Source organism: Pseudonocardia sp. EC080619-01, assembly GCF_001420995.1.
Classification (GTDB): Bacteria; Actinomycetota; Actinomycetes; order Mycobacteriales; family Pseudonocardiaceae; genus Pseudonocardia.
The window spans coordinates 1,334,026-1,346,984 of record NZ_CP012184.1 but is presented as its reverse complement, the minus strand read 5'-3'; the positions used below and the strand labels follow the sequence as shown (position 1 = coordinate 1,346,984).

The 12,959-nt window shown below is 77.0% G+C and carries 5 protein-coding genes; 4 read left to right on the top strand and 1 reads right to left on the bottom strand.

Annotated features, from left to right (window positions below; genetic code table 11):
- Window positions 1-77 precede the first annotated feature (77 nt).
- From AD017_RS06200 to AD017_RS06185, 4 genes are all read left to right on the top strand, one after another.
- Window positions 78-3,650 carry a hypothetical protein gene (locus AD017_RS06200; protein ID WP_145986079.1) on the top strand — a complete coding sequence of 1,191 codons (3,573 nt, stop codon included), beginning with the start codon at window positions 78-80 and terminating at the stop codon, window positions 3,648-3,650.
- 109 nt (window positions 3,651-3,759) lie between these two features.
- Window positions 3,760-8,571 carry an NAD-glutamate dehydrogenase gene (locus AD017_RS06195; protein WP_227012674.1) on the top strand — a complete coding sequence of 1,604 codons (4,812 nt, stop codon included), beginning with the start codon at window positions 3,760-3,762 and terminating at the stop codon, window positions 8,569-8,571.
- Between the two features lie 21 nt (window positions 8,572-8,592).
- On the top strand, window positions 8,593-9,018 hold the full coding sequence (locus tag AD017_RS06190) for a thioesterase family protein (RefSeq protein ID WP_010225636.1): 426 nt from the start codon (window positions 8,593-8,595) through the stop codon (window positions 9,016-9,018).
- Window positions 9,015-9,695, top strand: coding sequence for a hypothetical protein (locus tag AD017_RS06185; protein WP_060573414.1), 681 nt, complete (start codon window positions 9,015-9,017; stop codon window positions 9,693-9,695). The genes AD017_RS06190 and AD017_RS06185 overlap by 4 nt, the downstream gene beginning before the upstream one ends.
- Before the next feature lie 15 nt (window positions 9,696-9,710).
- Here the strand turns inward: AD017_RS06185 and AD017_RS06180 are convergent, their stop codons facing one another.
- The gene (locus tag AD017_RS06180; protein ID WP_060573412.1) at window positions 9,711-12,923 is read right to left on the bottom strand and encodes a YncE family protein; all 3,213 of its coding nucleotides are present in this window, start codon (window positions 12,921-12,923) and stop codon (window positions 9,711-9,713) included.
- Window positions 12,924-12,959 lie beyond the last annotated feature (36 nt).

The window sequence follows — 12,959 nt, the reverse complement described above, 5'->3', positions numbered from 1 at the left end:
AGTCGGTCCTGTCTGAGCAGAGCGGACGCGACGAGGCGGCGCGGGTGTACCGGGCCGGTGATGTCACGGGAGGCGAAGTGACGTCCCACCTGGGAGATCGCGGAAACGCGACGACGGCTGAACTGAGGACGGCAGCGGCGCTGCGCTGGCAGCGTCCGCTGCTGACCTCGGAGCTCGCCGGTCACGCGTGTTCCCGCGCGGTCGCGGACAGTGACGATCTCGGCTGGGTGCAGGCGGCCGGCTGGCTGTTGGACGGGCATGCCGCCGGCGGTGACGCCCGCGACGTCGCGACGGCCGTCCTCGCCGGTCTCACCGGCACCGGACGCCCGGACGACGCGGTCCCGTCCGTGCCCGTCCGGGCGCCCGGTGCCGCACTGCTGAGCCGGCCCGAGGCCGCTCGGCTGCGGGTCGAGCTCGCCACCGTCGCGCAGGTCGACGGTGAGCTGGCGACCGCGCACGCCCTCGTCGCCGGGCTGCCGGACGACGGTGCCGGGGAGGAGCCGGGGCTGCTCCTGCTCGACCGGCTCGCCGTCCAGGTCCGGTGCGCGCTCGCCGGGCCTGCGGTGGACGACCTCCAGCGCCTGCGCGAGGAGGTCGCCTCCTGCGGGGCGGCCTTCAGCGGTGAGGCGTCGGCCTTCGCCGACCTCGTCGTCGGGTCGGTGCACCGCGCCCGCGGCGAGCACGACCTCGCCGTCGACAGCGCGCTCCGCGGGCTCGCGCAGCTCGGCTGGACGCCGGACCGCGCCGACGCCCGCCCCCTGTCGGCGCACCTGGCCGCGGCCCTGCTCAGCCAGTGGATCACCGCGCTCCTCGACGGCGGCCGGGTACCGGCAGACGCCGTGCGGGCCGCGTCGGCCCAGCGGGACGTGGCCGACGCCGGGCGGCAGGGCGTGTTGCTGCGGCTGACCCTGGCTCGCGCCGGTGCCGGGCGGGCGGACCACGCGTCCCGTGCCCTGGCCGAGGCGGCGGACGGTGCCGGGGCGGCCGGGGTCCCGGCGCTCGTCGCCGCGTGCCGCACCGCCCAGTCCGAGCTGCACGAGAGCGCGGGACGGTTCCGCGAGGCGCTGGAGGCGATGCGGGCGGCCACGGCGGCCGACCAGCTCGACCGGGCCCGCGGTCGCCGCTTCCGGCATGCCGTCGCCGCAGCCCTCCCGCTGGACGGGTCGGCCGGCCGCCGTGCCCGGTGGTCCGGATCCCGCGGAGACGCGCCGACGCCCACGCCGTTCCGGCGGGCGGTGGCCGGCACCGCGACCGGCACGGGCACCGCGACCGGCACCGGCTCCGGCACGGACATCGACGACGCTGCGGGCCCGGCACGCGGCGGACCGGCGGCACGACTGCGGTTCGGGCTCGGGCGCCCGCGCGAGGACGGACCGACGGGAGAACCGTCCGGCGCACCGGTCGAGACCTCGGCGGAGGAGAGTCGGTCGGAGATCGTCATCCGCGGCGACGGGACCGCCGATCCGGTCGTGTCCGGGACGACGGGTCCTGCTGTCCTCCCGGACGAGGGACCTGCCGGGGCGGGGGACACCGCGCTCACCGCCTCCGGCGGCACGAGCTCGATCGATCCCGACGACCCGCTCGGTGTCTCGGGCCTGATGACCGGACGGGCCGAGGACGCGGAACAGGATGCGCCGCTCGGGGGCCTGCCGCCGGTCGGTCCGGACGCAAGCGGCGTGCTCGACCGGGCGGAGGGGGCCCGGTACGGGGTCTCGGGCGTCTCGGGTGCCGACGGTGGTGCGCCCCTCGGAGACGCGTTGCTCGCCGAGCTCCGCGACCCGCGACCGGCGTCGGCGTCGACGAACGGCTCGTCCGTCCTCGGGGCGCTCCGCGCCGAGGCCGCGCCGGTCGATTCCGGCCCGCACGACGGCACAGCCGCCGGTGGGGGCGGTGTCCTGGACGGCGCCGGACCGGAGCCCGCGGGGCCGGGGGCAGGCGAGCCGACGAGGTCCGAGCCGGAGGCGTCCGAGCGGGAGACACCGACGGCGTCCGAGCGGGAGACGTCCGAGCTGAAGGCCGCGGAGCCGAAGACCTCCGGACCGGAGCCCGCCGGATCGCCCGTCGAACCCGACCCCGGTCTCGCTGAGCGGTCGATCCGGGTGGATCTGATCGGCCGGGACGGTGCTCCCGCGCCGGCCCCTCTCCCGGCGGGTGTCCTGCACGAGATCGCGGTCCGGTCGGCGCGGCTGGTCCCGCCGTCCGGGACGACGGTCACCGAGGACGACGCCGTCCTCATCACCCTCCCCGACGCCGACCGGGTGACCGTGCTCCTCTGGGCCCGGTCGCTCGCCGCGCATCTCGCGGTGCGCGTCCGGCGGGGTGGCCTCCCGGCGGGAACCGGGCTGCGGCTGCGCGCCACCGGTCCGCGGGGCGCGGAGGGCGAAGAGATCGTCCGCGAGCTGACCGGCCCCGACGAGTCCGCTCCCGTCCCGGAACCGACGCTCGCCCGACCCGCAGCCGCGGTCGGCGGAGCCCGGAACGGGAGGCGCCGGGCCACACCGCTCGTGGACGACGAGGCGCCTGTCACGACGAGCGCGCCCGGTGAGCCGGACCCGGTCGCACCCGACGGGGCGCCGGTGCCGGGTGGTGGATCGGGGACGGCGCCGTCCGTCGCGGACGCCGGGCCCGCCATGACGGCGGTCTGGGACCCGACGACGGAGCAGGAGGAGCCACGCCGCGGCCGCCGCAGGGCGGTCGAGGGTGCCGAGCCGTCCGCGCTCCCGGCCGGGACGACGGTCCGGCCGGGCAGCGGTGGCCGGCGCCGGTCCGACGCGCCGCGGCGTCCGGAGCCGGTGTCCGAGGCCCGGACGGCCGGACGGCACGGCGGTCAGGAGCAGGACGTCCGTGCCGGGCCGGCGCCGGGTGACGGTGTGCCCGGCGACCGTGCGCAGGGCGACCGTGTCCCGGACGGTCCGGGACGGATCTCCCGGACCGGGCGCAACGGCGACGATCGGCGGCTGGCGGCCGCCGTCCGCGCGCACCTCGAGCTCCCCGACACCGGCGGGGAGGAACCCGGGGAGACCGGGCGTGCGGGTCGGCCGGTCGCCTGGTCCTCGGTGACGGAAGGGGCGGGACCCTCGGCGTTGCCGAAGCGCGTCGGCCCGTCCCGTGCCGCTGTGCGGAACGGGTCCGCCGCGGCCGAGGAACCGCGCGACGAGGTGTGGACCGTCCGGTCGGCCGCCGCGTCGGGGGACGTCCCGGCCGTGGTGCCGGGCGACGTCGCCCCGGAGGTGGAGCCCGACTCCCGTCGTGCGGACGACGAGAGCGGGCACCGGCGCACGGAGGCCGCGTCGAGCGGGCCTGCGGACCGGGGTGGGACGGACGACGACCCGAGCCTCCGCGACCCGGGCCCCCGCGGGCCGGGTCCAGGCACACCGCCCGGATCCCCGGCATCGGACGGCACCGGCTCCGCCGGCACCTCGACCGCGGCGGGCACCCCGATCGCGGCGGGCACCCCGATCGCGGCGGGCACCCCGATCGCGGCGGACGCCCCGACCGCGACGGACGCCCCGTCCGGGACCGACGCGCCCCCTACCGTCGTGCCGTCCGACGACGACGCCACGACGTCCGGCGATCCGCAGGACATTCCTGAGCACATGGGGCTGGCCGATCTCCTCGCCGGAGCCATGGCCGCATACCGCGAGATCTGATCCTGACCTGCGCGAACGGTCCAGTCGCCGTCCGCTGATGTTCCTCCGGGCGGCCGTACCCGGGCGATAGGGTGCGTGAGTCAGCACACGCGCGGGGCCGGAGTGGTACGTGAGCAGCGGTACGGATGGCACGGGGAGCACGACCGGGGTCGAGGTGCGGGCGGGGGGAGAGCCGCGTCCGGGGAGCGGCGCCGCGGCGGAGCTGGTCCGCCTCTACACGCGGAACACCCCCGAGGCGGAGAGCACCGGCGGCCCCGAGCTGGCCGGTCCGGCACCCGTCGTCGATGCGCACCTCGCACTCGCCGCGCGCCGCGAGCCGGGGCGCGCCGTCGTCGACGTCACCGCGGGCCCCGGTGACGCGACGACCGTCGACATCGTCACCGACGACATGCCCTACCTGGTCGAGTCCGTCATCGCCGGGGTCGGTCGCGCGGGCGGGACGGTGCGCCGGGTCGTGCCCCCCATCCTCGTCGTCCACCGCGGTCCGGACGGGTCGCTCGTCCGCGTCGACACCGACGCCGATCCCAGCGAGCCGGGGGACGCCCGGGCCGAGTCCTGGATGCACCTCGACGTCGTCTCCGCGGGTGGCCTCGACCCGGAGCGCCTGCGCGCGGAGCTGGAGCGGACGCTGTCCGACGTCCGCCAGGTCATCGACGACACCGCCGCCATGACGTTGCGGGCCCGCGCGCTCGCCGACGACCTGACCGGCGCCGGGAGCGCCACCGCCCCCCACGAGGGCGACGACGTGCACCCCACCGAGGTCGCCGAGCTGCTCCGCTGGCTCGTCGACGACCACTTCGTCTTCGTCGGCTACCGGCACTACTCCCGGCGCGAGGGCCGCCTGCAGCCCGACACCGACACCGGGCTCGGCGTGCTCCGCCCCGACGACGCCGGCGCCGCGGTCTTCCTCCCCGGGGAGGGAGAGGAGGGCGCCGAGGAGTTCGGCGGCCCCCTCCTGATCACCCGGGCCAGCGAGCGCAGCCGGGTGCTGCGGGCGGTGCACCCGTACTACGTCGGCGTCCGCGCCCGCGACGACGACGGCACCGTCACCGGGGAACACCGGTTCCTCGGGATGCTGACCGTCCCCGCCCGGCACGAGTCGGTCCTCGACATCCCGGTCGTCGCCCGCCGGATCCGCGGCGCGATCCGCCGCGCCGGGTTCCCTGCCGACTCCTACTCGGGCCAGCAGATGCTCGAGGTGTTCTCGGTGCTGCCGCGCGCGGAGCTGTTCGCGTCCTCGGAGCGGCGGCTGCAGGAGACCGGCGTCGGCGTGCTGGAGGCGAGCGGGCGGCGCGCGGTCCGGCTGTTCGTTCACCCGGACCCGTACCGCCGCTTCCTGTCCTGCCTGGTCTACCTGCCCCGCGACCGCTACACGACCGACACCCGGCTGCGGATCACCGAGATCCTGCGGACCCGGCTCGGCGGCACCGACGTCGCCTACACCGCCCAGGTCGGCGACGCCGAGCTGGCGATGCTGCACCTGACCGTCGCCACCGACCCGTCCGCCGAGCCGGTCGCCTACGACCTGCCCGCACTGCAGGACCACGTCGCCGAAGCCACCCGGACCTGGGACGACCTGCTCGTCGCCGCCCTCGGGGACGCCGGGCCGGCCGCCCGGCCGCTGCTCGACGGCGTCCCCGAGTCGTACAAGGCGGGCGTCGCGCCGCACCGGGCCGTGGAGGATCTGCGGCGGCTGCTGGCGCTGGACGAGGACCGGCCGTTCGACCTGCGCCTCTACCGCAGCGCCGACGACGACATCCGGTTCGCCCTCTACCTCGGTGACGCCCCGGCCACGCTGACCGCGGTGCTGCCGCTGCTGCAGCAGCTCGACGTCGACGTCGTCGACGAGCGGCCGTACGAGTTCGTCCGGCCCGACGGCCGCCGCTGCTGGCTCTACGACTTCGGGGTGCGCGCCCCGCAGCCGTCCGGGGCGCCCGCGGTGCCCACCGTCACCGTCGAGGACGCGGGCACCCGATTCGAGGACGCCTTCGCCGCCGCCTGGCGTGGCGACGCCGAGTCGGACCGGTTCTCCGCACTCGTCCTGCGTGCCGGCCTGCACTGGCGGGAGGCGGCCGTCCTGCGGGCCTACAGCCGCTACACCCGCCAGCTCGGCGGGCTGTTCACCCTGCAGTACACGGCGAACGTCCTCGTCGCCCACCCGCAGGTCGCCGAGGGCCTGATCACGCTGTTCCGGGCCCGGTTCGACCCGGCGAAGCCCGACGCCGCCGAGCAGGAGGCGGCCCACCAGCGGGCGCTGGAGAACGTCACGTCGCTGATCGACCAGGTCAGCGGCCTGGACGCGGACCGCATCCTGCGCGGGCTGCTCGCCGTGATCGAGGCGACGCTGCGCACCAACTGGTTCCGCGACCGGCCGTTCTTCTCGTTCAAGCTCGACCCGGCCGCCGTCCCGGACATGCCGCTGCCGCGGCCCCGGTTCGAGATCTTCGTGTACTCGCCGCGGATCGAGGGCGTGCACCTGCGGTTCGGCCCGGTCGCCCGCGGTGGCCTGCGGTTCTCCGACCGCCAGCAGGACTACCGCACCGAGGTCCTCGGGCTCGTGAAGGCGCAGGCGGTGAAGAACGCCGTCATCGTGCCGGTCGGGGCGAAGGGCGGGTTCGTCGTCCGCAGGCCCGCGCCCGCCCCCGACCACGTGCGGGAGTGCTACCGGACCTTCGTCTCCGGCCTGCTCGACGTCACCGACAACCTGCTGACCCACGCCGACGGCAGCACCGAGACCCTGCCGCCGCCCGGCGTCGTCCGGCACGACGGGGACGACTCCTACCTGGTCGTCGCGGCGGACAAGGGCACCGCGACGTTCTCCGACCTGGCCAACTCGGTCTCCGAGGAGTACGGCTTCTGGCTCGGCGACGCGTTCGCCTCCGGCGGCTCCGTCGGCTACGACCACAAGGCCATGGGCATCACCGCCCGCGGCGCCTGGGAGTCGGTGAAGCACCACTTCCGCGAGCTGGACCTGGACACCCAGAGCCAGGAGTTCACCGTCGTCGGCGTCGGGGACATGTCCGGTGACGTGTTCGGCAACGGGATGCTGCTGTCCGAGCACATCCGGCTGGTCGCCGCGTTCGACCACCGTCACGTGTTCGTCGACCCCACCCCGGACGCCGCCACGTCCTACGCCGAGCGGCGCCGGCTGTTCGAGCTGCCCCGCTCCACCTGGGAGAGCTACGACGCCTCCCTGATCAGCGCCGGGGGAGGGGTCTGGCCGCGGACGGCGAAGTCGGTGCCGATCGGGCCGGAGATCCGGACGGCGCTCGGCCTGCCCGCCGACGTCACGCGGATGTCGCCGCCGGAGCTGATCCACGCGATCCTGCTCGCCCCCGCGGACCTGCTGTGGAACGGCGGCATCGGCACCTACGTCAAGGCGTCGGTCGAGACCCACGCCGAGGTCGGGGACAAGGCCAACGACGCGATCCGGGTCGACGGCCGGGACCTGCGCGTCCGCGTCGTCGGCGAGGGCGGCAACCTCGGTCTCACCCAGCGCGGCCGGATCGAGTTCGCCCGCTCCGGCGGCCGCGACGGCGAGTACGGCCGGATCAACACCGACGCGATCGACAACTCGGCCGGTGTGGACTGCTCCGACCACGAGGTCAACATCAAGATCCTGCTCGACCGGCCGGTGGCCGACGGCACGCTCGACCGGCCCGCCCGCAACGAGCTGCTCGCGTCGATGACCGACGACGTCGCCGACCTGGTCCTGGCCCACAACGTCGCGCAGAACGACGTCCTCGGCGTCGCCCGCGCACACGCCACCGCGATGGTCGCGGTGCACGGTCGGATGGTCAGCGACCTCGTCGAACGGGCCGGGCTGGACCGCGAGCTGGAGGTGCTGCCGTCCACCGCCGGGTTCGACGCGCTCGCCGCCGCCGATCTCGGACTCACCGGCCCGGAGCTCGCGACCCTGCTCGCCCACACCAAGCTCGACCTGACCCACCGGCTGCTGCAGACCGACCTGCCCGACCGGCCCGCGTTCGAGCCGACGCTGCCCGCCTACTTCCCGGCCCCGGTGCGGGAACGGTACGACCACGCCGTCCGCAACCACCCGCTGCGCCGCGAGATCATCGGGACGCGGCTGGTCAACGAGATGGTCGACGGCGCCGGGATCAGCTACGCGTTCCGGCTCGGCGAGGAGATCGCCGCCGGCCCGGACGACGTCGTCCGCGCCTACGCCGTCACCACCCGCGTGTTCGCGCTGCCCGCGCTGTGGGAGGCCGTGCGGACCGCGGACGTCCCGGTGGCCGTCGCCGACGCCGTCGTCCTCGAGTCCCGGCGACTGCTCGACCGGGTGTCGCGCTGGTTCCTCACCAACCGGCCGCAGCCCCTCGCCGTCGGTGCGGAGATCAACCGGTTCGCCGCACCGATCGCCGAGCTGCGCGAGCGGCTGCCGGAGCTGCTGCAGGGCCGCGAGCTCGACGCCGTGAAGGAACGCGCGGCGGAGCTGCGGGCGGCCGGGGTGCCCGAGCAGCTCGTGGAACCGGCCGCACTGTCGCTCTACGCCTACGGCCTGCTCGACGTCGTCGAGCTGGTCGAGCTGTCCGACCGGGAGAAGGAGCCGCGGCCGGCGGCCGAGGTGGCGCAGCTGTACTACGCGGTCTCCGAGCACCTCGGCGTCGACCAGGCGCTGACCGCGGTGTCCCGGCTCGACCGCGGGGACCGGTGGCACGCGCTGGCCCGGCTCGCGCTGCGCGACGACCTCTACGGGTCGCTGCGCTCGATCACCCTCGACGCGCTGCAGGAGTCCGCGCCCGGCACCGACGTCGACGAGGCGATCGCGGCCTGGGAGCAGTCCAACGCGTCGAAGCTGTCGCGGGCCCGGACCGCGCTGGAGGAGATCGGCGGATCGGCGTCGCTGGACCTGGCGACGCTGTCGGTGATCTCACGACAGCTGCGCGGCCTGGCCCGCTAGGAGTCGGGGACACTCACGCCCATGTCCGCCTTCGTCACGACGGTCCCGCTGCGCTGGACCGACCAGGACGCCTACCGGCACGTGAACCACGCCCGGATCGTCACGCTGATCGAGGAGGCGCGCGTCGCGCTCGCCTTCACCGGCGCCGGCGAGGAAGGGCTGACCGGGTTCGCGTCCGGCCTGCTCGTCGCCGGGCTGCACGTCGACTACCGGCGCCAGTTGCCGTGGCGGGCGGACCCGCTGCGCGTCGAGATCACCGTCCGGGACCTGCGGGCGGCGTCGTTCACGCTGGACTACGTCCTGCGCGACGGCCCTGGCGGGGACGACGCCGTCGCCGTCACCGCGTGGACGTCGATGGCCCTCTACGACCTCGGGGCGAACCGCCCGCGGCGGATCACCGAGGGCGAGCGGGACTTCCTGAAGCGGCACCTGGGAGCAGTGTCGTGACCCTCCGGCTGGCCGACGCGACCGAGCGGGACGACCTCGGGGCCTTCACGGCGCGGGTCGTGCGGCTCGACCAGGCGGCGGCGATCCGGCTGACGACGGCGGGGGACCGGGTCACGGCGTGGGCGCGGACCCCGTTCGACGTCCTGGTCACCCGGTCGGTCGCAGGCACCCTGGACGGCGGCGTCCCGGTCACGGCGCACGCGTCGTCGCTGCTCACCGCGCTGGCCGTGGAACGGGCCGAGGAGATCGACCCCGGGGCGCCCGCCGCGTGGATGGAGGAGCTGCCGCCGGCCGAGGGCTGGGCCCTGGTCGACGACATCCCGGCCGGCGAGCTCGACGGCCTCGCCGAGCGCGGCCTCGCACTGGCCCGGGAGCACGCGGGACCGATGGGGCCACCGGCGTCGCTGCTGGACCAGACGGTGCTGACCGTGTCGCCGCCGGAGCCGGGGCGGCCGGTGACGGTGCCGATGCGGGTGCTGTTCGCGATGTCCGGGATGGGGTTCCTGGGATCCGGGCCGGCGGACGCGGGTGGTGCCGTGCCGGGGCCGGGGGGAACCGGAGCGGGTGAGCCGCGGGTGCGGGTGTCGGCGTCCGGTTCCTGGGTGCGGCTCGACGCCCGCTACGGCGCCGTCGTGAAGCGTCGCGTGGTGTCGTTGCCGCTCACCGTGACCGGGTAGCGGAGACCCACCGGGTCAGGACAGGTTGAGGACGCTGACCTCGCCGTCGCCGGTGACCCAGCCGGTGCGACCGTCGGCGGAGACGGCGACGGCGGTCGGGTTCAGCGCGACGTCGGTGGAACCGGCGACCTCCCAGGACCGCGTGTCGACCACCTGGAGGCCCTGCCCGGTGGTGACGTACAGGTGGCGGCCGTCGGCGGCGAACGCCAGGCCGGTCGGGCCACCGGCCGCCTCGACGCGGGCGATCTCGCGGCCGTCGTCGGGGTCGAGCACGGTGACGGTGTCGGAGTCCGGTCCGGCCACGGCGACCCGGGGCCCGGGGGACGACGTGGACGCCGGGGCCGCGGCGACCGCCTCGGCGCCCCCGGCGACGGGGAAGCTCCCGAGCACGGTGAGGCTGTCCGGGTCCAGCACCGTCAGCTCGTCCGCGCCGCGGGTGGCGAGATAGACGCGGTTCGCCTCGGCGTTCGGGGCGGCCGCGGACGGGGTCTGCGGGACCGGGACGGAGCGCGTGACGACCCCCGCGTAGGGGTCGAGCTCGTCGACGACGCCGTTCGCGCGCGAGGGCAGGTAGAGGAAGCGGCCGTCGGCGGAGGTGACCGCACCGGCCGGATCGGCCGCGACCGGCACCGTGTTCACGACCGTGGCGCCCGGGACGTCGACGACGGCGAGCTGCCCGCCGCCGTCGCCGGACATCGTCACGAACGCCCGCGTGCCGTCGGGCGAGGTGGTGACGTCCTCCGGGACGCCGGGCAGCGGGATCTCCCCGGTGACGGCGTCGCCGGCGGGATCGACCACGAGGAGCCGGTTCGCGTCGCGCACCGCCACGAGCGCGGGCCCGCCGGGCGCGGCGGCGACCGCGACCGGCGCGGCACCGGCCGGGACGGTCGCGCGCACCGTCGGCTGAGACAGGCTGGCCGCCGCGGCGGCGACCGGGGGCCGCGGGCCCCGGCCCGCGTCCGCGTCACCGCTGACCGCCGCGCCGAGCGTGTCGCCGCCGGCGTCCTCCGGCGTCGGCGAGAGCATCGCCCAGAGCGTCAGCGCGCCGAGGAGGGCGATCGCCAGCGCGATCGCCAGACCGGCCGGGGACACGCCACGGCGGCCGTTGCGCGGCTTCGCCGACATGATCGCCTCGCGGCGCGGGGCGATCGGCTTGTCCGCCGGGGACTGCGGCCCCTGCGGACCGGTGTCGGAGACGGTGCCGTCCTTGCCGGACTCGGCGCGGGCCGCCGCCACCGACACCGCACCCACCGACGCCGCCGCGGCCGCGTTGCGGGTGGTGGGGTCGGGGGCGTCGTCCGTGACCGGCGGCGTGACCGGGGCGGTGCCCTCGACGGCGTGCTCGGCGGGGGCGGGGTCCTCGGCGTCCGTGCGGCCCGGTGCGACGGCGCGGGGGCGCCCGTCGACGTCCAGGGCGGGGATCGTCTCGGTGACGTCGGTCCCGTCGCCGGGACGGCCCGGTGCGGGCCTCGGCGGGACAGGCCGGCCCTGCGACGGACGCGGCCCCTGCGGCGGACGGCCGGGCGCGGCCTCCGGTGGCGCCCAGGGCGAGCCCGGTGCCGGTGCGCCGGGCGGCTGCGCCGGGGCGCGGAACGCCCCGGTGCCGGCCTCGCCGGCGGGGAACGACCCCGACCGGGGGCCAGGTCCGGGCCGTGCCTCCGGGGCCGGGAACGCACCGGTCCTCGGACCGGGTCCGGGTCCGGGACGACCCTCGCGGAGGGCACCCGGCTGCGGGCCGGCGCCGGACCGGGGGTCCTCGGCGGGGAACGCGCCGGTCTGCGGCCCGGTCCCCGGACCGGCCGGATCGGCGGGCCCGGCCTCGTCGCGGTCGGCCGGTGCCCAGGTATCGGCGCCGCGGCCGGGCAGCCTGCCGAAACCGCCACCGGTGTCCGCGCCGGCCTGCGTCGCGAACAGGTCGTCGCCGGACAGGCCGGCCATCGCCGGGCCCGACGGTGTGCGACCCGTCGCGGGCCGCTGCTCCGGCGACCGGTCCGCCGGCGGGCGCCTTCCCGGCATGGTCGGACGGCCGCCGGGCGGGGTCGCCGGCCGGGCGGCGGGCTCGGCCTGCGCCGCGTCGTCCCGGGGCCGGGCGTCGTTCGGTGCGCTCGGGTAGTGCCCGATGAGGGCGCCCGGCGGGAGGATGTCCGTCTCCGGGCCGTCGGACGACGGCCGTGACGGGCGTGGCGGCCACCGCTTCGACGTCGTCTCGCCGCCGTCGTCGTCGGACGTGCCGGCGTCCGGCCGCGCGGCCGGTCCCGCCGCGGGGACCGCGGGCGTCGTGCCGGTGCCCTCCTCGTCGATCGGACGCGGGTTCGGCGCGATCGGCGGGACGACGGTCGGGGCGGGCGCGGTCACCGGGATGCCGTCGGTCGACGGGCGTCCGCCGCCCATCCGCGGACGGCCGGCGGCCGGGGTGGCCGTGGCCGGGTCCGCGGCCGTCGCAGGCGGGGCGAACGACGGCGGCGGCGCGAAACGGTCGGGCGGGGTGTGCAACGGGTCGCCGGAGCCGTCGGTGGATCCGGGGCCCTCCGGGGCGCGGTCGCCGGATCCGTCGTCGCCGGACCCACCGGAAGCGGGGTCGTCGGCCGGCAGCGGCCCGACACCCAGCGGGTCGTCGCCGAGGTCGCCGAGGTCGGCGTACGAGTCGTCGGGGGACGCCTCGTCGGGGTCGTGGCCGGCCGGGGCGGACGCGTCGTCCGCCGCGGGGCGCGGTGCCGGACGGGGCCGGGCGCCGGGCGAGGGCGCTCCGGTGCCGGCGGTCCCGCCGACGCCGGGGGTCCCGTTCACGCCGTTGCCCGACGCACGGTCGGGCGCTGCCGGTGCCGCACGCCCGTCGGTCCCGGACCCGTCACGCCCGCGGGTGACGAGATCGGCGAACCCGGTCCCGGTCCCGGTCACGGCCGAGTCCGGGCCGGGCCCGGTGGCGACCGGGGCGGCCGAGCCGGCCGCGGAGCCGGGCGGCGGGTCCGCGGACCCCGGGGGCCCCGCCGGCTCTGGTCCGGCGTCGCTCGCGCCGTCCGCGGTGCCGCCGGGGGACCCGGGAGGTCCCGGAGGTCCGGAGGCGTCGCCGGGACGGTCCGGGTCGGTGTCGGAACCCGACCTCATCACCAGGTCGACCAGCGATCCGGGGACCACGGGGACGCGGCCGGTCCGGATCGCTTCGCCGAGCCCGTCCGGGGCCGGTTCCGCTGCGTCGTCGCGTCCCGGCTGACCGGGCGCCGACGTCATGCGTTCTGTGACGGTCGGGTGCACATAACGATCCGA